Here is a 21376-nt window from a genome sequence, read left to right as displayed (position 1 = left end):
GTGTCCGCAGCCGAGGGGCGGCGCTCGCCGGTGACGGTCAGCGCACCTCGGTGATCTCCGGTCCGCGCTGCAGCTTGTCGAGGCCGCCCGCGAAGCGGGAGCCCTCTTCGACCGTCTCCTGCTGCACGCCGTCCGGCACCATCTGGGCATCCTCCGGCAGCTTGAGGACGATGGGGTCGCGCGGCGCCATCGGCCCGTCGCCGCGCACCACGACCGTGTCCCGGAAGATCTGCTCCAGCACGCCGGCGGCCTGCGGCTGCACCGCGCCCTGACCCGAGATCACGCCTCGCAGGAACCACCGGGGGCCGTCCACGCCGACGAACCGTACGACCTGCACACCGCCGGTGCCGTCAGGCAGCTGCACCGGCACCTGGGCCCGCAGTTCCCAGCCAAGCGGACCGTCCACCTCGTCGATGACACCGCCCTGCTGGGTGATGCCGGAGGCGATCTCCTCGCGCACCTCGTCCCAGATGCCCTCGCGCTTGGGTGCGGCGAAGCCCTGGAGCTGGATGGCGCTGTCCTGCAGTACGACGGTCGCGGCGACGATCGCGTCACCGGCGACCTCGACCCGCAGCTCCATGCCCTCGACACCGGGGATGAAGAGGCCGCCCAGGTCGACCCTGCCGGAGCTGGGTTCGGTGACCTCTTCGATGTCCCAGGGACCGTCGGGACGGGGCGCCGGGGGCAGCTTGATCCGGGTCTCGCCGTTGTCCGCCCCGTCGGTCTCCACGCTGTCCTGCGGCTCGTCCTGGCCGTCCTGTTCCGTCTCGAACTCGTCCGAGGTGCCCTCAGGCTTTTCGCTCTTCTTGCGACGACGTCCGAACACGTCACTGTCCTCTCAGGTCGGAAGCTCGATCGGCACCGACCGCAACGTAATCCTTCTGCTGTGCGGCTGTCTGCCCGGTGACGCCCGGCTCGTCGGCAGAGGCCGTCTGCCGGGCCGGTCGGCCTGCCGCGTGGCCGCCCGTGGAGCCGAACCCGCCCGTGTCACGTGCCGAGCCGGGCAGCTCCTCAACCTCGCGGAAACGCACCTTCTCCACCTGCTGGACGACGAGTTGGGCGATACGGTCGAACCGCTCGAACCGCACAGCCTCGCGCGGATCCAGATTGGCCACGATCACCTTGATCTCCCCACGGTACCCGGCATCCACCGTTCCCGGCGCATTCACCAGCGAGACGCCGCAGCGGGCCGCGAGACCTGAACGCGGGTGGACGAACGCGGCGTAGCCGTCCGGGAGGGCGAGGGAGATACCGGTCGGCAGTACGGCCCGCTCCCCCGGCGCCAGTTCCGCGCTGCGGGTGGTCACCAGATCGCAGCCCGCGTCGCCGGGGTGCTGATAGGAGGGCACCGGGACCTCGGGGTCCGTGCGCCGCAGCAGGATCTCGACGGAATCGCTCATGGGTTCACCTCGAAGGCACGTGCGCGCCTGACCTGATCGGGGTCGTCCATGGCGGCCTGGATCTCCTGCCGGCGGCCGTTCTCGATGAAGTGCTCGACCTTCACCTCTATGAAAACGGCGTCGGCGCGCACGGCGACCGGCCCGTCGGGGCCGCCGATCCTGCCGGTGGCGGTGGCGTAGATCTTGCGCCCGTGCACGGCGGTGGCCCTGGCCTCCAGGTGCAGCAGCGTGTCCACGGGGACGGGCTGCAGGAAGTCGGTCTCCAGCCGTCCCGTCACGGCGATCACGTGCATCAGCCAGCTCAGCGAGCCCAGCGTCTCGTCGAGCGCGCTGGTCAGCACCCCGCCGTGGGCGAGCCCGGGAGCGCCCTGGTGGGCGGTTCTCACGGTGAACTCGGCGGTGACGCTGACGCCTTCCCCGGCCCGAGCCACCAGGTGCAGGCCGTGCGGCTGTCCCCCGCCGCAGCCGAAGCACATGTCGTAGTGGGCACCGAGCGGCTCACCGGGCGCGGGGGCCTCGGAATGGCGTACCGGATCGGTGGCGTCGGGCGGCGGCACCAACGGGGATTTCGGGGACGCGGGGGGATTGGCTGCACTCACGGGTGCAGACCCTACCGTCGTGCGAGGGGCGAGGGGACGCCGTGCCAAGCTGGACACATGGTTCCCGCGGTCCCGCCCTACGACGAACGCCTTACTGCGCCCCGCTCATGGTGGCTGATCGCCGCCGGTATCGGGGTGGCCTGCGCGCTGGTGCTGTTCCCCTTCGGTCCGCTGCCGCTGCTGTGCGGTCTGGTGGGCGGCGCGGCGGTGGCGGCCGTGTGCGTGAGCACCTACGGCAGCGTCCGGGTGCGCGTGGTGGCCGGTTCGCTGGTGGCGGGTGACGCCCGGATCCCGGTGACGGCGCTGGGCGAGGCGGAGCCGCTCGACGCCGAGGCGGCGCGCGCCTGGCGCACGTACAAGGCGGACACCCGCGCGCACATGGTGCTGCGCGGCTACATCCCGACAGCGGTGCGGGTCGAGGTCACCGACCCGGAGGATCCGACGCCGTACGTGTACGTCTCCACCCGGCACCCTCAGCAGCTGGCGGCGGCGCTGCACGCGGCCCGGGAGTCGACCCCGTCCTAGCCGTCCTTGCCGCCCCGCCCCTTGTCCTGTCCTTGGGCGGTGCCGCGCAGGTCGGCGCGGACGCGCTCGGCGAGCCGCGCGGTGTCCCGGTGGTTGGCGAAGGCGCCGATGGCGGCGCCGATCAGGAACGGGGTGAGGTTCGGCAGATTGCGCAGTGTGCGCTTCATGATCTGCTGCCGGAGCCGGTTGCGGAGCTCCCCACCCATCGCCGTACTGAGGGTGACGGGCCGGGTGAGCTCTATGCCCCGCTCGGAGGCCCAGGCCTCCAGATAGGCGGTGGCCCGCTCGCGGGCGTTGCCGGGCGCGCGGCGGCCGTAGACCTCGTGCAGCTCGGCGATCAGCTTGAGCTCGACGCCGGCGACACCGACGATCTCGGCGGCCAACTCGGCCGGCATGGCGGGCGGCACCGGCAGCATGGCCGCGGCGCCGACGCCGGCGCCCACGGTCGCGGAGCCTCTGGTGGCTCCGGCGACCAACTTGTCCGCCAGCTCCTCGGTGCCCAGCCCTGGGAACTGGGTGCGAAGGGTCTCCAGATCCCGCACCGGCACACGCGGCGCGGTCTCGATGATGCGCTCGGCGACAGTGCGCAGGAAGGTCTGGGCGCGGCGCCCCCGTGCGCGCCACACGCCCTTGCCACGCCGGTCGCTCCCGGAGCCGTACTGGTCGCTCCCGGGCAGCGTGGACGGCGCTGTGCCGCCTTCGTGCGGCACCAGGCCGCCCTCGTACGGCACGAGCGAGGCCGACCGGTCATGAGGGCCCCGCTCGTCGTCACGTGCGCCTTCGACCGCCACGAGCAGTCGGTCCGCTCTCAGGCCGCGCAGTCGCGGCAGATCGGCTGACCGTTCTTCTCCGCGGCGAGCTGCGAGCGGTGGTGCACCAGGAAGCAGCTCATGCAGGTGAACTCGTCCGCCTGGCGGGGCAGCACCCGCACGGACAGCTCTTCGTTGGAGAGGTCGGCGCCGGGCAGTTCGAGGCCTTCGGCCTGCTCGAACTCGTCCACGTCGACATTGGACGCGGACTTGTCGTTCCGCCGGGCCTTCAGCTCCTCGATGCTGTCTTCATTGACGTCGTCGTCGGTCTTGCGTGGAGTGTCGTAATCCGTAGCCATGTCGCTCTCCCCCTCTGGGTGTCTGTGGTGTCTCCAGCGCACGTAACGCGTGAGAGGCCGGACTTGTGCCCGGCCCGAGGCGGAGATTTTGCCTCACATCAAGGTCTGTTACTCAATCGACACCCAACGGCACCCCTGAAGAGGTGATCATGTCGGTTGTCGAGGAGGACCATAAACGGTCCCCGGTAGCGCTCCGCACACGCCATCCCGGGTACTGCCCACGATCTCCACCTGCGGAAACCTGGATTTTCCGGGATTTCTTCCCGCCTGGCGACCACACTGTGCGCCCAACTGAAAATTCGCGTGTGTGATCGATCACAGTCCGGTCGTAAGCGGCGAGAAGGCCGTAAATTCCGCATATAGCGAACGGCGCTCCGGTTACGTATAGCTATTTCCGGTCACTTTTCGTCACCTCCACGCCTCTCGCCCTTGCCGCGGAACTCTCCGGCCTCCGCGGCCTCTCCCGACTTCCGCCTTCTCTCACAGCGGCAGCGTCACCCGCATCACCAGGCCGCCGTCCTCGCGCGGTACGGCCGAGACCGCACCGCCGTGCGCCCGCGCCACCGAGCGCACGATCGACAACCCGAGCCCGACACCCTTGTCACTGCCCGTCCGCTCCGTGCGAAGACGCCGGAACGGCTCGAAGAGGTTGTCCACCTCGTAGGCCGGTACGACGGGCCCGGTGTTCTCGACGACCAGCACCGCCTGCCCTGGCTGGGCCTCGGTACTCACCGAGACCCATCCGCCCTCCCGCACGTTGTAGCGCACGGCATTCTGCACCAGATTCAGGGCGACGCGCTCCAGGAGTACCCCATTGCCCTGCACATATGTGGGCTGACGTACTCCGCGCAACGCGACTCCCTTGTTGTCGGCCTCGCCGCGCGCCTGCTCGACGGCCTGCGAGGCCACCTCCGCCAGGTCCACGGGCTTGCGGTCCACCAGCTCGTTCTCGCTCCGCGCCAGCAGCAGCAGACCCTCCACCAGCTGCTCACTGCGCTCATTGGTGGCCAGCAGCGTCTTGGCCAGCTGTTGCAGCTCGGGCGAAGCGTCCGGATCGGCCAGCTGCACCTCCAGCAGGGTGCGGTTGATCGCCAGCGGGGTGCGCAGCTCGTGCGAGGCGTTGCCCACGAACCGCTGCTGTGCGGTGAAGGCGCGCTCCAGGCGGTCCAGCATGTCGTCGAAGGTGTCGGACAGCTCCTTGAGCTCGTCGTCCGGGCCCTCCAGCTCGATCCGCTTGTGCAGATCCGAACCGGCCACCTGGCGCGCAGTGCGGGTGATGCGGCCGAGCGGCGAGAGCACCCGGCCCGCCATCACATAGCCGAAGGCGAACGCCGCCACCGCCAGTCCCAGCAGCGCCAGCAGCGAGCGGCGCAGCAGCCCGTCCAGCGCCATCCTGCGCTGGGCCTCCGCACAGGCCGACAGGCGCTGCATGAACACATCGCTGGGCAGCGTCCCGGTCAGCCCGGGGCAGCGGTCCGAGGTGGGCTGGGCGTTGCCGTTGAGGATGCGGAACGGCAACTGGCTGGCGTCGTCCAAGGCCTGTGCTGCCAGCAGGTAGATGATCGTCAGCAGCAGCATGCCAGCGATCAGGAACATGCCGCCGTACAGCAGCGTGAGCCTTATCCGGATGGTGGGCCGCAGCCAGGGTGAGGAGCGGGGCGTCTCGCGGGGGTCCCAGCTCGGCTTGGGGGGCACGTGACCGTCGCGCGCGCCGTCGCCGGCGCCGTTCGCACCGGGGCCGGCCCCGGTGGGGGAGGTGGAGGAGGCCATCGGCGTCAGATCCGGTACCCCGCGCCGGGCACGGTCACGATCACCGGCGGCTCACCGAGCTTGCGGCGCAGCGTCATCACCGTCACCCGCACCACGTTGGTGAACGGGTCGGTGTTCTCGTCCCACGCCTTCTCCAGCAGCTGCTCGGCGGAGACCACGGTCCCCTCCCCGCGCATCAGCACCTCCAGGACGGCGAACTCCTTGGGGGCCAGCTGGATCTCCCGGCCGTCCCGGAAGACCTCGCGGCGGCCCGGGTCCAGCCGGATTCCGGCCCGCTCCAGCACGGGCGGCAGGGCCGTGGTCGTACGCCGTCCCAGCGCGCGCACCCGGGCCGTCAGCTCCGAGAAGGCGAAGGGCTTGGGCAGGTAGTCGTCGGCGCCCAGCTCCAGGCCCTCCACCCGGTCGCTGACGTCCCCTGAGGCTGTGAGCATCAGCACCCGGGTGGGCAGCCCGAGCTCGACGATCCGGCGGCAGACGTCGTCACCGTGGACGATCGGCAGATCGCGGTCGAGCACGACGACGTCGTAGTCGTTGATGTCGATGCGCTCCTGCGCCGCCGCGCCGTCGTAGACCACATCGACGGCCATGGCCTCCCTGCGGAGGCCCGTCGCCACGGCATCGGCGAGCAGTTGCTCGTCCTCGACGACGAGTACGCGCACAGCGCTGTCCTTCCTCGGATACGAATGGGGATCCCCGGACATACCGGGGGATCGTGCCGTCCATCGTGCCTCGGACCCCGGTAAATCGACGGTAAGAGCCGAGGTGAGAGGGTGGGCACCGACTACGGCACGGGACCCTGGCACTTTTTCAGGGCGTTTGAGGTTTCTCTGAGGTTCCCGTTGGGGAGGACCTGAGAACCACCCGCGATCACGCCCTGTGCGCAGCGTGCCACGATGCACCGCTGAAGCAGCCCCGGGGACCACGCCGTGATCGGGGAAGCACCACAAACCCTCGGCACACCCCGTGCCACCGACCCGCGACGAGGGGGCACACCATGGACGCATTCACCGCAGGCATCCTGCAGCGTATACGGACCACCGAGTCCGACCTGCACCGCGCACGTGAATCGGGCGACGACTTCCTCGTGGACGTCGAGCAGTCGGAACTGGAAGACCTCCGCCGCCTCGCTGCCGAACACGGCGTACAGGTCGCCTGACGGCGCGCTGATCCGACACCGATGGTGCGGCCCCCGAACGGGGGCCGCACCTTTTTTCGTCCCCAGTCGTCGCGCCCCCAGTCGTTTCGTCCCCCGGTCGTCCTAGTCGTGCCAGGCGCCGAGCCGCTCCAGCAGCGGCTGCAGCGCCTCGAAGACGCCCGGGGAGGCGCACAGGGTCAGCTCGCCGTCCGCGGGCCGGCCGGGGCGTCCCCCCGTGAGCGCACCGGCCTCACGGGCGATGAGCTCCCCCGCGGCCAGGTCCCAGGGGTTGAGGCCGCGCTCGTAGAAACCGTCGAGCCGTCCGGTGGCGACATCGCACAGGTCGATGGCGGCCGAACCGCCACGGCGGATGTCACGTACTCGCGGGATCAGTTCCTGTGCGACGGCGGCCTGCGCCACCCGCCGCTCGGTGATGTAGCCGAACCCGGTGCCGATCAGTGCCTGGTCGAGCGGCGGCGACGGGCGGCACCTCAGCCGGCGGCCGTCCAGAAAGGCGCCCTGTCCGACGACCGCGTGCCAGGTCTCCCCGCGTACGGGGGCCGCCACGACGCCCACGACGCGCTCGCCGTGGTACTCGGCGGCGATGGAGACGGCCCAGTCGGGACGTCCGTACAGGTAGTTGACGGTGCCGTCGACCGGGTCGATCACCCAGCGGACACCGGAGGTGCCGTCGCTGGAGGCGCCTTCTTCGCCGAGGAAGCCGTCGTGCGGCCGGTGCTCGGCCAGATAGCCGGTGATCAGCTTCTCGGAGGCCAGATCCATCTCGGTGACCACGTCGATGGGGCTGGTCTTGGTCGCGGCGACGCCCAGGTCGGCGGGGCGGCCGTCCCGCAGCAGGGTGCCCGCGCGGACAGCGGCCTCCTGTGCGAGGGCGAGCAGTTCGGCCTTGAGCGCGTCGTCGGCGCGCTCGGGTGCGGACTGCGGGGTGTCAGTCACTTTGTCGCTGCTCCAGTCGTACGTATGTCGCAGGCGGCCGGACGGTCGGAGGCCCGCAGGGCACGACGGCCGGTCACCCGCATGAGTGAATGGACGGACGGGTGGACAGGCGCGGGGCGGCCGACGAGCGCGCTCGGCCTCACAGAGCCGGTGCGTCGGCGCCGGCCGCCGCCGGCTTCGGTGTCCGCGCCGGACAGCAGCCGACCGGGCACACGTCGTGGCTCGCGCCCAGTGCGCCCAGCGCGCACCGGGCCGGCGCCGCGCCCCGCTCGGCGGCGGCTCTCTCCAGCACCAGTTCCCGTACGGCCGCGGCGAACCGCGGGTCGGCACCAACCGTGGGCGAGCGGCGTGCGGGCAGGTTCAGTTCGGAGGCCTTGGCCATGGCCTCGGTGTCCAGGTCGTAGCGGACCTCCATGTGGTCCGAGACGAAGCCGATCGGCACCATCACCACGCCGGGCACGCTCTTGCCGTGCAGCTCCTCCAGGTGGTCGCAGATGTCCGGCTCCAGCCAGGGCACCGAGGGCGGGCCGCTGCGCGACTGGTAGACGAGGCTCCAGGGGTGCTGCGTACCGGTGCGTTCCCGGACCGCGTCGCTGATCAGCGCGGCGACATCGCGGTGCTGTGCCACATACGCACCGCCGTCGCCGTGCGCCTCGACGGGGCCGGAGATGTCGGCTGCGGCGGTGGGGATGGAGTGGGTGGTGAAGACGAGATGGGCACCGGCACGTACCTCGGCGGCCAGGTCGTCCAGGCAGGCGAGTACCCCGTCGACGACGGGCTCGATGAAGCCGGGGTGGTTGAAGTAGTGCCGCAGCTTGTCCACCCGCGGCACCGGCAGCCCCTCCTCCCGCAGTACCGCCAGCGACTCGGCGAGGTTCTCGCGGTACTGGCGGCAGCCCGAGTAGGACGCGTACGCGCTCGTGGCCAGCACGAGAACCCGCTGGCGTCCGTCGCGGACCAGCTCCCGCAGGGTGTCGGTGAGGTAGGGCGTCCAGTTGCGGTTCCCCCAGTAGACGGGCAGGTCGAGGCCGTGTGCGGCGAAGTCCTCCCGGAGCGCCGTCAGCAGCGCCCGGTTCTGCTCGTTGATGGGGCTGACCCCGCCGAAGAGGTAGTAGTGCTGACCCACCTCCTCCAGACGTTCCGTGGGGATGCCTCGTCCCCGGGTGACGTTCTGCAGGAACGGGACGACGTCGTCCATCCCCTCGGGGCCCCCGAAGGAGAGCAGCAGGAGCGCGTCGTAGGGGGCCGGGGAGGAGTCCGGCTCGAGGCCGGAGGGTTCGGTGGGCAGCGCATCGGACATGTCTCCGATCCTGCCATCCGGCCCGCGGGAGAAGTGGCCGCCCTCGGCGTCAACACGGCCGGGTCGCCGTCGGGACCCGTGAGTATGATCCCTCTCCAACTGGTGGGGGCCCGCTGGAGCGGGGGCGCCGGCGGTCGTGGTGCGTTCCTCGGCCACCGCCGGCCGAGCTCTCGGCCGGCGCCGCGGCGAGAGGGGACGGTCACAGATGAGCGTGCGGTCGGGCATACGGGCGGCGAAGGACAGTCGGGCGGCGACGTGGCGCAACTGGGCGGGCAATGTGACGGCCGCGCCGCAGCGGACGAGCTCGCCCTCCACCACGCAGGCCCTCGCCGAGGTGGTGCGCCGGGCGGCAGCGGACGGGCTGCGGGTGAAGGCCGCTGGCACCGGTCACTCGTTCACCGCCGCCGCCCTCACGGACGGGGTGCTGATACGGCCCGAACGGCTGACCGGAATACGTGCCGTGGACCGGGCCGCGGGCACGGTCACCGTCGCCGCGGGCACACCGCTGAAGGACCTGAACGCCGCGCTGGCGGCGCGGGGTCTGTCGCTGACGAACATGGGCGACATCATGGAGCAGACCGTCTCCGGCGCCGTCAGCACCGGCACACACGGCACGGGCCGCGACTCGGCCTCGGTGGCCGCGCAGCTCAAGGGCCTGGAACTGGTGCTCGCCGACGGCTCCGTGCTGCGCTGCTCGGCGGAGGGAACCGAGGAGGAGCAGGCCGTCTTCGCCGCCGCCCGGGTGGGGCTCGGGGCGCTGGGCGTCGTCACCGAGCTCACCTTCGGGGTGGAGCCGGAGTTCCTGCTGACGGCTCGCGAGGAGCCGATGCCGTTCGACCGGGTCACCGAAGAGTTCGATCAACTGGTGGTCGAGAACGAACATTTCGAGTTCTATTGGTTTCCGCACACCAACAGCTGCAACACCAAGCGCAACAACCGCAGCGCGGGTCCCGCGGCCCCGCTCCCCCGGGTGCGGGGCTGGGTCGACGACGAACTGCTGTCCAACGGCGTCTTCCAGGCGGCCTGCGCGCTGGGCAAGGCCGTGCCCGCCACCGTGCCCGGCGTCGCCCGTGTCTCCAGCCGCGCCCTGTCGGCACGCGCCTACACCGACATCCCTTACAAGGTCTTCACCAGCCCGCGCAGGGTGCGCTTCGTGGAGATGGAGTACGCGCTACCGCGCACGGCGCTGGTCGAGGCGCTGCGGGAACTGAAGGCGCTGATGGAGAGGTCCCACTTCCGGGTGAGCTTCCCCGTCGAGGTGCGCACGGCGCCCGCGGACGACATACCGCTGTCGACGGCGAGCGGGCGTGAGACGGCTTACGTGGCGGTGCACATGTACCGGGGCACGCCCCATGAGGGGTATTTCAGCGCCGTGGAGCGGATCATGACCGCGCACGCCGGGCGTCCGCACTGGGGGAAGCTGCACAGCAGGGACGCGGAGTACCTCGCGGGGGTGTATCCGCGGTTCGCGGAGTTCACGGCGCTGCGCGACCGCCTGGACCCGAACCGGGTCTTCGGCAACGACTATCTGCGGCGGGTGCTGGGCGACTGACCCGGGCAGCGGACAAAGCGGCAGTCAGGGCCGTGCCGTGCGCCCGTTCGGATGCGCGGCACGGCCCTGTCGTACGCAGCAGGCGGTGAGCTGCCCCGCCGGGGGCTACCCCTGCGAGGAGGCTCCGGGCTGCTGGCCCTGCGGGAGCTGAGCACCGCTGCCCGCGCCACCGGTCTCCCCGGAGCCGGCTGCGCCGCCCCCGTCCTGCCGGCTGCCCTCGCCGCTGGAGTCGTCGGTGCTGCTGTCACCGCTGTCGGAGTTTCCGGAACCTTCCGTTCCGTCCGACTGGGAGCGGGACGGGTCGGGGGTGGGGCTCGTCTCCTCGCCCGTCTCGCCCGTACCGGTCCGCCCCTCCTCACCGCTGCTGTTGTCACTCGGATCGGTGGAGTGCCCGGACTCCTGCGGGTCGGGGGTCGGGCTCTCACCGTTCCCCGTTCCGTCCGGGTCCGTGCTCGCGGGAGGCGCGTCAGGGGAGTCCCCGGTCGACGAGCCGTGGCTCGGCCGGAAGACATCGCTGATGGACGTGCCCTTCCCCCCGGAGACGCTGTGCCCGGAGATCGCCTCGTACAGCGTGACACCGCCGATCGCGATCACGAACACCACGACGGCGGGCAGCAGCGTGCGCCGCCACCCCCGCCACTTGGTGCCATGGGTGGTGGCCCCGGTGAACTCGCCGTGGCCCGGCAGTTCCTCGGCGCCCACCGGGCCGGCGGGCCGCTTGACGGTCCCCAGCACCTGGGTCGCTTCGTCACGGCGGAGCGCCCGTGTCGCGTCGTCACGGCGGAGCATTCGTGTCGCGTCCTCGCTGCGCAGCGCCTGGGTGGCATCGGTGCCCCCGGGTGCCCGGGTCGCGGCGTCGGGCCGCAGCGCCCTGGTGATGTCGTCGCGGCTCAGCGCACGGGCCTCGTCGTCACCGACTGCAGCGCCACCTGCCGCAGCACCACCGGTTGTAGCGCCACCGACCGCGCCCGCCGCCTTCGTGGTGCCCCCGGAGTCGCCTGCCGTGCCGCTGCCCGGCCCCCGGCCCCACGAGGTGGTGGGGAGCAGTTGCGTGGCAGCGGCCCGGGGGTCGTGCAGCGCGTCCGCGTTGTGGACGGCCTGGCTGGTGTGGTGGCCCTCGTCGTCCTTCCAGCCGGCGGCAGGGTCCCGCACCGGGGCCTGCCGCGCCTTGGGCGGCACGGTGACTTCCTTGAGCTGCTCACCGGTCCTGCTGAAGAAGTGCTGGAAGATCGGACCGCCGCTGGTGGCGACGAGGCTCATGACACCGGCACCCAGGAAGGTGCCGTAGACCCCGAGTTGCCCCGCGGCGAACGCGGCTACCACCGCTGCGACCGCGCTGCCCAGTACCTGGGCCACGCTCAGATCGAGCTTTTTGGCACGCTTGCTCTCTCCCTGTTTGTCGGTGTCAGCACTGGATATGGATTCCTTGTCGCTCTTGTCCATCTACCGCCCTTGATCGCACACTCCAACCACTGTGCACGAATAGGGGACTTTCGAGCGAAGGCGAAGGTTCCATTTCGGGTGGTTCTGTGACGCTTCCCACCCCCGTATCCAGGCCAAATGGACTCTTGGGGCGTCAACTCCCTTACTCCGGAGCAACTTCGGTGGCGCGGCGGTCCACCCGGGTGGCCCTAATGGAGTAGTGTGACGAGCCCTGGTCTCGGTTCTGACCCGGCGCTGGCTGCACACGGTGACCACCTCGGTCACTGTGCGTTGTGAGGAGGTAACCGTGCCATAGCGGCGGTTCTGGGCAGTTCCATACGATTCGAACAACGATCTGGACACAGCCTCGGACCCCGAGGAAGTCGGCAAGGTTGTGGCAGGCTGCACCCGGGCAGGCCACACTCGTCTAGCGGGAGCAGCGACGCACGTGACGTCGGCAGGCACCACCCGGGAGGTCCCCATGCCCGAACTGCGTGTCGTGGCCGTCAGCAACGACGGCACACGACTGGTGCTCAAAGCTGCCGACAGCACGGAGTACACGCTTCCGATCGATGAGCGGCTGCGCGCCGCCGTCCGGAACGACCGGGCGCGGCTGGGTCAGATCGAGATCGAGGTGGAGAGCCACCTGCGGCCTCGGGACATCCAGGCCCGTATACGAGCCGGTGCCTCCGCTGAGGAGGTCGCGTCCCTCGCGGGCATCCCCGTCGACCGGGTACGCCGCTTCGAGGGCCCCGTGCTCGCCGAGCGCGCTTTCATGGCCGAGCGCGCCCGCAAGACTCCCGTGCGCCGCCCCGGTGAGAACGTCGGGCCGCAGCTCGGCGAGGCCGTCGCCGAACGGCTGCTGCTGCGCGGCGCCGACAAGGACTCGGTCCACTGGGACTCCTGGCGGCGCGATGACGGCACCTGGGAGGTCCTGCTCGCCTACCGCGTCGCCGCCCAGCCCCACTCGGCGACCTGGACCTACGACCCGCCGCGCCGACTGGTGCAGGCGGTGGACGACGAGGCCAGGGCGCTCATCGGCGAGACCGACGACACCCCGGAGCCCAGCTTCCCGTTCGTACCCCGGATCGCCCGGCTGCCCCGGGAGCACACGGACCGCGAGCGCTCCGGCCGCCACGAGCTGGAGCCCGCCGGACTGTCGCCCGCACCCGGTGACGAGGACGACCAGCCGCTGTCCGGCGCGGAGGACGGCGGCGGTACCCCGGACTCGCTGACCAGCCTGCTGGAGGCGGTGCCCAGCTTCCGGGGCGACCTGGTCGTACCCGAGTCGAAGCCCACCGTGCCCGGCGACGAGGACGGCGAGGTCGCCGCAGCCGAGGCTGCGGAGACCGCCGAGGACGAGCGGGAGCACGAGGAGGAGCAGGAGGCCGTGGAGCCGCCCGCTCCCGCCGCGAGCGCCGGCTCCGCCTACGCGGACGTGCTGATGCCGCGCTCGGTGGGCGCCCACCGGGACCGCCTCAAGGGCAACACCGACCGCCAGGCCGAGGCGGACGGGGTCCGCCCGGGCCGTCGGGCCGCCGTACCCAGCTGGGACGAGATCGTCTTCGGTACCCGCCGCAAGAAGGAGTAGCCGTAAAGGGTGCGCCCCCTCGCACTCCTTCGGCCGACGGTCCGGGGAGCGCAAGGGGGCGCGACGGCCTCAGCCCCGTTCGGGACCGGTGGCCACCGGGCGCCGGCCGTCGGACGTCCACTCGCTCCAGGAGCCCACATAGAGGGCCGCGTCGATACCCGCGAGGTGCAGCGCCAGCACCTCCTGGGCGGCCGAGACGCCGGAGCCGCAGTAGACGCCGACCTCGGTGTCGGGCCCCGCGCCCAGCGCCTCGAACCGCTCCGCGAGGGCCTTCGGGGAGCGGAACGTACCCGCGTCGGTGAGGTTCTCCGTGGTGGGAGCCGAGACGGCACCCGGGATATGGCCGGCGACGGGGTCGATCGGCTCGACCTCGCCGCGGTAGCGCTCCGCGGCGCGCGCGTCCAGCAGCACCCCGCGCCGGGCCAGCGCCGCGGCCTCGTCGGCGTCGAGGGTGGGCATGCCGCCCGGGGCCGGAACGAAGTCGCCGGGTGCCGGGGCCGGGGTCTCGGTGCTGACCGGCAGCGGTCCCCCGCTCTCGGGGGCGCGGTAGCTGCCCCAGGCATCCAGGCCGCCGTCCAGGACCCGCACATCGGGGTGGCCCGCCCAGCGCAGCAGCCACCAGCAGCGGGCCGCCGCCCAGCCGCCGCCGAGGCCACCGGCGTCGTAGACCACCACAGGCCGGTCGGCGGTGACGCCCGCACGGCGCATGGCGGCACCGAACACGTCCAGCGGGGGCAGCGGGTGGCGGCCGCCTCCGGACCCCGGGGGCACCTCCTGGCCCGCGACCGCGGGAGGGGCCGCGAGCTCGCTCTCCAGGTCGATGTAGACGGCGCCGGGCAGGTGCCCCTTCTGGTACTCGGGCAGGCCCGGAGGGTCACCGGGCCGGTAGCGCACGTCGAGCAGCACGGGCGCGGCTGAGGCTGCGAGGTCGCTCGCGAGCTCCGCTACGGAGATGATGGCTGTCATGGCGCCCATCTTCGCGCAGCCTTCCGTCCGCGAAAGCCGGGGTCCGGCGACAGCACACGGATCGGGGATTCTCGCCCGGAAGCGGAAAAAAGCGGCGCGGCCGGGGAGCGCGGCACGACAGGTGGTGACAGCATCTGCACTGGCGAGCAGTCACGGAGCCCCGACAAGGACGCCGGGGCACTTCCACCCGCACGACCGCATCGATGATGGTCAAGGAGCGAAGCAGATGACCGAGGCAGCGACTCGGCTACGGCACACGCCTGGCGCGCCCGCATGGGCGAGCTTGATGGTGCACGGGCTGGATGTCGGCAAGGAGTTCTACCAGGGCCTGTTCGGCTGGGAGTTCCGTGCCGGGCCCCAGCAGCTGGGCCCGTATGTGCGGGCGGTCGCGGGCGGGCACGAGGTCGCGGGGCTGGGGAAGAAGGCGGCCGGCCGACAGCTGCCGATCGCGTGGCTGCCGTATCTGGCGACCGCCGACGCCGACGAGACGGCGTCCGCGGTCCGTTCGTACGGCGGCACGGTCGCGGTGGGTCCGCTGGACGCGGAGTCGGCGGGGCGGATGGCCATCGTCGCCGACCCGCACGGTGCCCCCTTCGGGCTGTGGCAGGACGTGCACCCGTCGGGCCTGGGGACGGCGCCGCGGGGGACGTTGGGGGCGCCGGTCTGGTTCGAGCTGGTCACCCGGGAGACGGGTCCGGTGGTCAAGTTCTATCAGGCCGTGTTCGGTTACGAGGTCGAGAGCATCGAGGCACCCGGGTTCGACTATCTGACGCTGTGCACGGACGGTGCGCCGGTGGCCGGTATCCACGGGGTCGGGGACACCCTGCCGCGCGACAGGGGCCCGCACTGGCGTACGTACTTCGCGGTGGAGGACCCGGACAGGATGGCGCGCCGCGCCGTGGAGCTGGGCGGCCATGTGGTGCGCGGCCCGGACGACTCTCCGTACGGGCGTCTGGCGACGATCGCGGACCTCGAGGGCGCGCACTTCAGTGTGATCCGGCCCGTCGCAGCGGATCGCTGAGTCCGCGTCCCGGCGGCACCTTCGGCGCCGCGGTGGGTTCGTCCACCGGGAGCACGTCGGGTGAGAGCGCTCCCGCGCCCGCCGAGGCCGCCGTGAGCCGGCGGCGGTGGTGGCGCCTGCACAGCACTTCGTAGCCGAACTCGCCGCTGGGTTCGCCCACGTCCCCCACCACCACCTGCGCACCCTCGACCACCATCCGGCCGCCGACGGTCCGCGCGTTGTGGGTGGCGCGCGCCCCGCACCAGCACAGCGCCTCCACCTGAAGGGTCTCCAGCCGGTCGGCCAGCTCCATCAACCGCTGGGAGCCGGGGAAGAGCCGGGTGCGGAAGTCGGTGGCGATGCCGAACGCGTAGACGTCGATGCCCAGGTCGTCGACGACACGGGCGAGCTGCTCCACCTGCTCGGGGGCCAGGAACTGCGCCTCGTCCACGATCACGTAGTCGGTGCGCCCGCCCGCGGTCAGATGGCGGACCAGGTGCTGCTGGAAGTTGAGATCCTCGGCCACCTCGACGGCCTCGGCGACCAGGCCGAGCCGGGAGGAGAGCTTGCCGGTACCCGCGCGGTCGTCCCGGGTGAAGATCATGCCCTGGAGGCCGCGCGCCGAGCGGTTGTGCTCGATCTGGAGCGCCAGCGTGCTCTTTCCGCAGTCCATCGTTCCGGAGAAGAACACCAGCTCTGGCATGGGTGGTTCGGCCTTTCTCGGTGCGGTTCCTCGGGCGGGGGCAGGCGTACGGGCGCGGGAGGGGGCGCACAGGCGCCGGGCGGACCGGTGCGTCAGGTCCGCACCTCCAGCAGCGGGACGAGCTGTTCGGCCGCGGTCGCCGAGCCGTGCATCCCGATCAGCTCGGACTCCTTGGGCTCGCGCCGGGTCGCCACGACGGCGATGTCGTCGCGCATCGCGGCGATCACATCGCCGAGCCTGCCGCGAACCCGCGGCTCGACGCCCGGTCCGAACCAGCCCAGGTCGATGGCCTCTTCGCGGGTGGCCACCCACGCCTGCTCGGCCAGCACCTCGCGCCAGACGGCATGCACATCGCCCGCCGCGCCGGGGACGGCGTAGACATGCCGCATCCGGCCCTCTCCGCCGAGCTGGGCGACGCCCGCGCTCAGCTCCCAGTCCTCGTCGAAGTCGATCCGGGCCTCGGGGGCTTCGGGGATGTCGACCATGCCGTGGTCGGCGGTGATGTAGAGCGCGGAGCGCGGCGGCAGCTGCTCGGCCAGCCGCTGGGCGAGCCGGTCGACGTACATCAGCTGGCCGCGCCAGGCCTCGGAGTCCATGCCGTAGCGGTGGCCGTTGCCGTCCAGTTCCGCGTAGTACGTGTAGACGAGCGCGCGGTCTGAGGCGGCCAGGCGTTCGGCCGCCAGATCCATCCGGTCCTCGGCCGAGAGCCGGCCGAGGAAGGTGCCGCCGGACAGTGCGATCTTGGTGAGCGGAGTGTGCTCGAAGTGCGGTGCCGTCACCTGGCAGGCGGCCACCCCGGCGGCCTCGGCCTGCTGGAAGACGGTGGGGTAGGGCTGCCACACGTGCGGCTCGGTCCACGGCTGCCAGCGGAGCTGGTTCATCAGCCGTCCGGTGGCCGGGTCCAGCGCGGTGTACCCGGGCAGTCCGTGCTCGCCGGGGACGCGACCGGTGCCGACGGAGGCCAGCGAGGTGGCCGTGGTGGAGGGGAAGCCGGAGGTGATCGGTTCGCCCGTGCCCGCGACAGAGCTGGGCAGCAGCGAGGTGAGGAACGGCGCCTCGGCGGGGTGCGCCTTGAGCGCTTCCCAGCCCATGCCGTCCACCAGGAAGACGCAGACCCGGTCGGCGGGCGGGAGCCGAAGCCCAGCCGTCATGCCGGGGACGCCGAGCCCGGCGGCGACGGAGGGCAGCAGATCGGCCAGCGATCCGGAGCCGTAGCGCGGAACGGGTGCGGTGCCAGGGTCGAGCGGGGCGTCCGGCGGGACGCCGCCGTGCGGTGCCGGACGGGCCGTCGCCGCCGCCATGGGGGCGGTCGACGCTGTCCTGAGCGGTTGCTGGATGTTCTCAGAGGTCACTGCGGGGGTCCGACCCGGGTGGCGCCGGCGGTGGCCTCGGACAGGGCCTGGGCGAATGCCAGGGTCTGACGGACGGTGTCCGGGCCGTCGCCCGCCTCGCTGACCCGCAGCGAGAGGTCGTCGGCGGTGGCCGAGCCGGTGTAGCCGTGGTCGGCCTCGCAGTTGGGGTCGCCGCAGGTGGCGGGCTCCATGTCGAGACGGGAGACGGCGCCCCAGCCGATGGTGAGGACGACCTCGCGGGGCAGGGTGCCCGGGGTGTAGGACTCGGGGTTGGCCACCACCCGGGAGAGCACGACGGAGGAGATCCGCTCCAGCTTCACGGACTCGGTGGAGGTGGTGGCGTAAGGGGAGGGCGAGGTGCCGTCCGCCGCTTGCTCATCGGTGTGGCTGACGAGGAAGCGGGTGCGGGTGAGTACAAGGACCGTGACGTGGCGACGGACCTCGTTGGAGTCGAATGTCGTCTCCTGATGCACGAGGTACGAGGCCACTGGCTCCCCACCCACCGCTGCCTCGACAGCCTCGGCTACGAGGGCCGGGTAGTAGCCGCTGCGCTCGATCGCCTCACGCAGCCCCTGCGTCGTCGTACCGGTCTTCGCCATAACTGCCATCCTAAGGGCCTTAGGGCGACGCAGCCCCGGCCCGCTCCCCCCTGTACGTCCGCTGTCGCACGCTCAGTAGGCCGGGAGCCTGCGGGCTCCCAGGTCGGGGCGGTTCCCGGGGTCGGCGACGCGGACGGCGGCGCCCAACACGGTCACGCCCCGGGGGGCCACCACGACCGGATCGAGCTCCACGGCGACCACCTGCGGATGATCGTCCATCAGCAGCGAGACCCGCAGCAGCACCTCCTCCAGCGTAGCGGTGTCCGAGGGCTCGGCCCCCCGCCAGCCGAACAGCAGCGGTGCCGAGCGGATGGCGCGGACCAGCCCTGCGGCCTCCTTGTCGGTGACGGGCACCAGCCGGTGTGCCGTATCCCCCAGCAGCTCGGAGGGCGGGCCCGCCAGACCGAAGGAGAGGACGGCGCCGATGGCCGGATCGAGCGTGCCCCGGATGACGGTGCCCACACCGCGCGGCGCCATCGCCTGCACGACCGGGCGCAGCTCCTCGGGCGCGCCGAGCGCTGCGGTCAGCTCCCCGTAGGCACGGCGCAGCCCCGCCTCGCCCGCGATGTCCAGCCGCACCCCGCCCAGGTCCGCGCGGTGCCGCAGATGGGGGGCCGTGGTCTTGAGCGCGACGGGGAAGCCCAGGGTGCGGGCCGCCGCGACAGCGGCGTCGGCGTCCGGCGCGGGGAGCACGGGCTGGACGGCGATGCCGTAGCTGTGCAGCAGGCCGGCGGCCTCCCCGTCGCTGAGGGCCCGGCCGCGCCCGGGCGCGGCCGGGGTCACATCGGCCAGCAGCCGGGCGGCGGCGGGCTCGTCGACGTCGAGGTCGGGCACCTTGCCCGGCTCGCCGGCCTCCGCCCGCCACCGGGAGTAGCGCACGGCCTCGGCGAGGGCGCGGGAAGCGCGCTCGGGCGTCGGGTAGGAGGGCAGGCCCCGCCTGGCCAGCGCCTTTTGCAGCCCCTCCATCGCCAGGTGGACGACCGCCACCGGTTTGCGCCGGGCGCCCTCGGTGGCGGCGACGTCCTCGACGGCTTCCCGCAGGGCGTCGGCGAGCGCTTCGATGTGGTGGTCGGGCGGACTCCCCGGACCGGCCGCACCGGCGCGGTCCGCGGACTCGGTGGGGACGGTGCCGCCCGAGGGCTCGGTGGGGACGGTGGGGATGACCGTGACCAGCACGGCGTCGGTGGCCGCGTCATCGAGCGCCGCACGCAGTGCCCGGCCGAAGTCGCCGGGCTGCGCCGAGCTGGGCAGCGCCACGACGGGGCGGGGGCGCAGCCCGTCGGTGAGGCAGGCGTCATAGGTCAGCAGGCTCATCGCGTCGGTGTTGCCGAGGATGCCGACATGCGGACCTGCCGGTGGCGGTTGCTCGGCGAGGAGCACCCCGGTGTCCAGCAGTTCGGTGAAGGTGTCGACCATCAGGACGCCCGCCTGGCGCAACAGCGCGTAGACGGTGGCGTCCGGGGTGCGGGCTGCCGGGGCGGCGTGGCCCGGTGGGGGTGCGCTGCCGCGCTGCCTGGCCCCCTTGACGACGACGACCGGCTTGCGGGCCGCGGTACGCCGGGCGAGCCGGGTGAACTTGCGCGGGTTGCCGATGGACTCCAGGTACATCAGTACGACATCGGTGGCCGTGTCCTCGTCCCAGTGCTGGAGGAGGTCGTTGCCGGAGACATCGGCGCGGTTGCCCGCCGAGACGAAGGAGGAGGGGCCGACGCCGCGCCGGTCGAGCCCGTCGAGCAGCGCGATGCCGATGGCGCCGGACTGGGTGAAGACGCCGATCCTGCCGCGCGCGGGCATCCGCAGCGAGGGAGTCGCGTTCAGTCGTACGTCCTCGCCCGTGTTGATCAGACCGAGGGCTCCGGGGCCGATCAGCCGCATGCCGTAGGAGCGGGCGAGCCGGACCAGCTCGCGCTGCTCGCCCCGGCCGACCCCCTCGGAGAGGACGACCAGCCCCTGCACGGCCGCCTCGCCGCAGTCGCCGACGACGGTACGCAGTTGGTCGGCGGGGACGGCGAGGACGGCCAGGTCGACGTGCTCGGGAATCTCCCGCACCGAGCGGTGGCCGGGCACTCCGGCCAGGGTCGGGGAGGCCGCCGGGTCCAGCGCCGCGTTGACGGCGTGCAGCCGCCCGGCGAAGCCGCCGGTGCGCAGGCTGCCCAGCACGGCGCGGCCCGTGCCGCCGGGTGTGCGGCTGACGCCGACGACGGCGACGGAGCCGGGAGCCAGCAGGCGGGCGACGGAGCGGGCCTCGGCGCGCTGCTCGCGGGCCCGCATGACGGCCAGGGAGCGTTCGGTGGGTTCCAGGTCGAGGGTGAGGTGGACCGAGCCGTCCTCGAAGCTGCGCTTCTGGGAGTATCCGGCATCCGTGAACACCTTGATCATCTTGGTGTTGGCCGGCAGCACCTCGGCGGCGAAGCGCCGGATGCCGCGCTCCCTTGCCACGGCACCGATGTGTTCGAGGAGCGCGGAGGCCACTCCCCTGCCCTGCTGGTCGTCACGGACCAGGAAGGCGACCTCGGCCTCGTCGGCGGGCGCGCCGGCGGGGCGGCCGAGGTGGTCGATGCGGTCGTAGCGGACGGTCGCGATGAACTCTCCGCCGATGGTCGCCGCGAGACCGACCCGGTCGACGTAGTCATGGTGGGTGAAGCGGCGCACGTCGCGGTCGGACAGCCGGGGGTAGGGCGCGAAGAAGCGGTAGTACTTCGACTCGTCGGACACCTGCTCGTAGAAGCTGACCAGCCGCTCGGCGTCCTCGGGAGTGATCGGCCTGACCCGGGCCGTACCTCCGTCGCGCAGCACGATGTCGGCTTCCCAGTGGGCCGGATAGGCGCGCTCCTCGGGGCTCGGCATGGGGCCAGCGTACGGCGGAGGCAGGGCGCGTGCTGCCGGGTCCGGGATGCGTCGTATCGTCGCTGGCATGAGCGCCGCCGCTTCCTGGCCAGCACCCGCCGGCTCGTGGGGCACCTCGGCAATCGTGCAAAACTGGTCTAGACAAGCTTAGCGATCGAAGGGCAACACCATGGTTGAGCGCCGCGTCACCGTCGGCTGGGCCGAGGGGCTGCACGCCCGCCCCGCCTCCATCTTCGTCCGTGCCGCCTCGGCTGCCGGGGTCCCGGTCACCGTCCGCAAGGGTGAGGGCAACGCCGTCAACGCGGCTTCCATGCTCGGCGTGCTCGGCCTGGGTGCGGAGGGCGGCGAGGAGATCGTCCTCGCCTCCGAGGCGGACGGCGCCGAGGAGGCCCTCGACCGGCTGGCGAAGCTGGTCTCGGAAGGGCTGGAGGAGCTCCCGGAGACCGTCTGACGAACGCTGCGGCTTCGGCCTTCGCCTTGGCGGCCTCCGCCTTGGCGTCGGCCTCGGCCTTGGCCTGCTCGGCCCGCAGCGCCTGCGTGTAGGCCTGCT

21 protein-coding genes are annotated in these 21376 nt (G+C 72.1%); 6 read left to right on the top strand and 15 right to left on the bottom strand.

The window, feature by feature from the left end; all coding sequences use genetic code 11:
• Positions 1–37: 37 nt before the first annotated feature.
• The 3 genes from KBY19_RS07180 to KBY19_RS07170 are packed head-to-tail and all read right to left on the bottom strand — an operon-like array spanning position 38 to position 1999.
• Entirely contained in the window at positions 38–826 is a 789-nt protein-coding gene (locus KBY19_RS07180) for a DUF3710 domain-containing protein (protein WP_099884834.1), read from the bottom strand.
• Between the two features lies 1 nt (position 827).
• On the bottom strand, positions 828–1400 hold the full coding sequence (gene dut, locus KBY19_RS07175; protein WP_185018306.1) for a dUTP diphosphatase: 573 nt from the start codon (positions 1398–1400) through the stop codon (positions 828–830).
• Positions 1397–1999, bottom strand: a complete 603-nt coding sequence (locus KBY19_RS07170; protein ID WP_210965415.1) for a PaaI family thioesterase — start codon at positions 1997–1999, stop codon at positions 1397–1399. The genes dut and KBY19_RS07170 overlap by 4 nt, the downstream gene beginning before the upstream one ends.
• A 57-nt stretch (positions 2000–2056) precedes the next feature.
• Here KBY19_RS07170 and KBY19_RS07165 point away from each other — a divergent pair, with 57 nt between their 5' ends.
• The gene (locus KBY19_RS07165; RefSeq protein WP_099884831.1) at positions 2057–2524 is read left to right on the top strand and encodes a DUF3093 domain-containing protein; all 468 of its coding nucleotides are present in this window, start codon (positions 2057–2059) and stop codon (positions 2522–2524) included.
• Here KBY19_RS07165 and KBY19_RS07160 read toward each other — a convergent pair.
• From KBY19_RS07160 to KBY19_RS07145, 4 genes are all read right to left on the bottom strand, one after another.
• Positions 2521–3315 (bottom strand): hypothetical protein, encoded by a 795-nt coding sequence (locus tag KBY19_RS07160; RefSeq protein ID WP_210965414.1) that lies wholly within the window; start codon positions 3313–3315, stop codon positions 2521–2523. The genes KBY19_RS07165 and KBY19_RS07160 overlap by 4 nt on opposite strands.
• A 17-nt stretch (positions 3316–3332) precedes the next feature.
• Complete coding sequence (locus KBY19_RS07155) at positions 3333–3632, bottom strand: DUF4193 domain-containing protein (RefSeq protein WP_016470291.1); 300 nt, start codon at positions 3630–3632, stop codon at positions 3333–3335.
• A 480-nt stretch (positions 3633–4112) separates the two neighbouring features.
• Positions 4113–5402 carry a cell wall metabolism sensor histidine kinase WalK gene (locus KBY19_RS07150; RefSeq protein WP_245226179.1) on the bottom strand — a complete coding sequence of 430 codons (1290 nt, stop codon included), beginning with the start codon at positions 5400–5402 and terminating at the stop codon, positions 4113–4115.
• 5 nt (positions 5403–5407) lie between these two features.
• A complete protein-coding gene (locus tag KBY19_RS07145) occupies positions 5408–6061 on the bottom strand; it encodes a response regulator transcription factor (RefSeq protein WP_099884829.1) in 654 nt (217 codons plus the stop codon).
• 335 nt (positions 6062–6396) lie between these two features.
• Here KBY19_RS07145 and KBY19_RS07140 point away from each other — a divergent pair, with 335 nt between their 5' ends.
• The gene (locus KBY19_RS07140; RefSeq protein WP_019359798.1) at positions 6397–6558 is read left to right on the top strand and encodes a hypothetical protein; all 162 of its coding nucleotides are present in this window, start codon (positions 6397–6399) and stop codon (positions 6556–6558) included.
• Between the two features lie 102 nt (positions 6559–6660).
• Here the strand turns inward: KBY19_RS07140 and KBY19_RS07135 are convergent, their stop codons facing one another.
• Positions 6661–7494 carry an inositol monophosphatase family protein gene (locus tag KBY19_RS07135; protein ID WP_099884828.1) on the bottom strand — a complete coding sequence of 278 codons (834 nt, stop codon included), beginning with the start codon at positions 7492–7494 and terminating at the stop codon, positions 6661–6663.
• 139 nt (positions 7495–7633) lie between these two features.
• A complete protein-coding gene (locus KBY19_RS07130) occupies positions 7634–8794 on the bottom strand; it encodes a ferrochelatase (RefSeq protein WP_210965413.1) in 1161 nt (386 codons plus the stop codon).
• Between the two features lie 205 nt (positions 8795–8999).
• Here KBY19_RS07130 and KBY19_RS07125 point away from each other — a divergent pair, with 205 nt between their 5' ends.
• The gene (locus KBY19_RS07125; RefSeq protein WP_210955795.1) at positions 9000–10346 is read left to right on the top strand and encodes a D-arabinono-1,4-lactone oxidase; all 1347 of its coding nucleotides are present in this window, start codon (positions 9000–9002) and stop codon (positions 10344–10346) included.
• A 105-nt stretch (positions 10347–10451) separates the two neighbouring features.
• On the opposite strand, the gene KBY19_RS07120 is transcribed toward KBY19_RS07125, so the two are convergent.
• Entirely contained in the window at positions 10452–11789 is a 1338-nt protein-coding gene (locus KBY19_RS07120) for a hypothetical protein (RefSeq protein ID WP_210965412.1), read from the bottom strand.
• A 460-nt stretch (positions 11790–12249) separates the two neighbouring features.
• Here KBY19_RS07120 and sepH point away from each other — a divergent pair, with 460 nt between their 5' ends.
• Positions 12250–13359 (top strand): septation protein SepH, encoded by a 1110-nt coding sequence (gene sepH, locus KBY19_RS07115; RefSeq protein ID WP_210965411.1) that lies wholly within the window; start codon positions 12250–12252, stop codon positions 13357–13359.
• Positions 13360–13428: 69 nt separating this feature from the next.
• On the opposite strand, the gene KBY19_RS07110 is transcribed toward sepH, so the two are convergent.
• Positions 13429–14325: a sulfurtransferase gene (locus KBY19_RS07110; RefSeq protein ID WP_185018300.1), complete on the bottom strand. Its 897-nt coding sequence runs from the start codon at positions 14323–14325 to the stop codon at positions 13429–13431.
• Positions 14326–14551: 226 nt separating this feature from the next.
• On the opposite strand from KBY19_RS07110, the gene KBY19_RS07105 reads away from it, so the two are divergent.
• Positions 14552–15346: a VOC family protein gene (locus KBY19_RS07105; protein WP_210955797.1), complete on the top strand. Its 795-nt coding sequence runs from the start codon at positions 14552–14554 to the stop codon at positions 15344–15346.
• On the opposite strand, the gene KBY19_RS07100 is transcribed toward KBY19_RS07105, so the two are convergent.
• From KBY19_RS07100 to KBY19_RS07085, 4 genes are all read right to left on the bottom strand, one after another.
• Positions 15312–16028: a thymidine kinase gene (locus tag KBY19_RS07100; protein WP_099884822.1), complete on the bottom strand. Its 717-nt coding sequence runs from the start codon at positions 16026–16028 to the stop codon at positions 15312–15314. The two genes, KBY19_RS07105 and KBY19_RS07100, sit on opposite strands and share 35 nt — an antisense overlap.
• Before the next feature lie 92 nt (positions 16029–16120).
• Entirely contained in the window at positions 16121–17329 is a 1209-nt protein-coding gene (locus KBY19_RS07095; protein ID WP_210965443.1) for an alkaline phosphatase family protein, read from the bottom strand.
• A 47-nt stretch (positions 17330–17376) separates the two neighbouring features.
• Positions 17377–17979 (bottom strand): DUF5998 family protein, encoded by a 603-nt coding sequence (locus KBY19_RS07090; protein ID WP_099884820.1) that lies wholly within the window; start codon positions 17977–17979, stop codon positions 17377–17379.
• Positions 17980–18051: 72 nt separating this feature from the next.
• The gene (locus KBY19_RS07085; protein WP_210965410.1) at positions 18052–20826 is read right to left on the bottom strand and encodes a bifunctional GNAT family N-acetyltransferase/acetate--CoA ligase family protein; all 2775 of its coding nucleotides are present in this window, start codon (positions 20824–20826) and stop codon (positions 18052–18054) included.
• Positions 20827–20995: 169 nt separating this feature from the next.
• Here KBY19_RS07085 and KBY19_RS07080 point away from each other — a divergent pair, with 169 nt between their 5' ends.
• Complete coding sequence (locus KBY19_RS07080) at positions 20996–21277, top strand: HPr family phosphocarrier protein (RefSeq protein WP_099884819.1); 282 nt, start codon at positions 20996–20998, stop codon at positions 21275–21277.
• The last annotated feature ends 99 nt before the right edge of the window (positions 21278–21376 follow it).

This window comes from Streptomyces sp. B15, from assembly GCF_018070605.1.
Taxonomy (GTDB): domain Bacteria; phylum Actinomycetota; class Actinomycetes; order Streptomycetales; family Streptomycetaceae; genus Streptomyces; species Streptomyces smyrnaeus.
This window is presented reverse-complemented; position numbering and strand designations above follow the sequence as displayed.

Excerpts from the sequence above, each read along its gene's own strand:
- KBY19_RS07130 (WP_210965413.1), bottom strand. The coding sequence starts at position 8,794 with ATGTCCGATGCGCTGCCCACCGAACCCTCCGGCCTCGAGCCGGACTCC.
- KBY19_RS07155 (WP_016470291.1), bottom strand. The coding sequence starts at position 3,632 with ATGGCTACGGATTACGACACTCCACGCAAGACCGACGACGACGTCAAT.
- KBY19_RS07080 (WP_099884819.1), top strand. The coding sequence starts at position 20,996 with ATGGTTGAGCGCCGCGTCACCGTCGGCTGGGCCGAGGGGCTGCACGCC.
- KBY19_RS07085 (WP_210965410.1), bottom strand. The coding sequence starts at position 20,826 with ATGCCGAGCCCCGAGGAGCGCGCCTATCCGGCCCACTGGGAAGCCGAC.
- KBY19_RS07095 (WP_210965443.1), bottom strand. The coding sequence starts at position 17,329 with ATGGCGGCGGCGACGGCCCGTCCGGCACCGCACGGCGGCGTCCCGCCG.
- KBY19_RS07110 (WP_185018300.1), bottom strand. The coding sequence starts at position 14,325 with ATGACAGCCATCATCTCCGTAGCGGAGCTCGCGAGCGACCTCGCAGCC.
- sepH (WP_210965411.1), top strand. The coding sequence starts at position 12,250 with ATGCCCGAACTGCGTGTCGTGGCCGTCAGCAACGACGGCACACGACTG.
- dut (WP_185018306.1), bottom strand. The coding sequence starts at position 1,400 with ATGAGCGATTCCGTCGAGATCCTGCTGCGGCGCACGGACCCCGAGGTC.
- KBY19_RS07150 (WP_245226179.1), bottom strand. The coding sequence starts at position 5,402 with ATGGCCTCCTCCACCTCCCCCACCGGGGCCGGCCCCGGTGCGAACGGC.
- KBY19_RS07125 (WP_210955795.1), top strand. The coding sequence starts at position 9,000 with ATGAGCGTGCGGTCGGGCATACGGGCGGCGAAGGACAGTCGGGCGGCG.
- KBY19_RS07105 (WP_210955797.1), top strand. The coding sequence starts at position 14,552 with ATGACCGAGGCAGCGACTCGGCTACGGCACACGCCTGGCGCGCCCGCA.
- KBY19_RS07140 (WP_019359798.1), top strand. The coding sequence starts at position 6,397 with ATGGACGCATTCACCGCAGGCATCCTGCAGCGTATACGGACCACCGAG.
- KBY19_RS07090 (WP_099884820.1), bottom strand. The coding sequence starts at position 17,979 with ATGGCGAAGACCGGTACGACGACGCAGGGGCTGCGTGAGGCGATCGAG.
- KBY19_RS07165 (WP_099884831.1), top strand. The coding sequence starts at position 2,057 with ATGGTTCCCGCGGTCCCGCCCTACGACGAACGCCTTACTGCGCCCCGC.
- KBY19_RS07100 (WP_099884822.1), bottom strand. The coding sequence starts at position 16,028 with ATGCCAGAGCTGGTGTTCTTCTCCGGAACGATGGACTGCGGAAAGAGC.
- KBY19_RS07120 (WP_210965412.1), bottom strand. The coding sequence starts at position 11,789 with ATGGACAAGAGCGACAAGGAATCCATATCCAGTGCTGACACCGACAAA.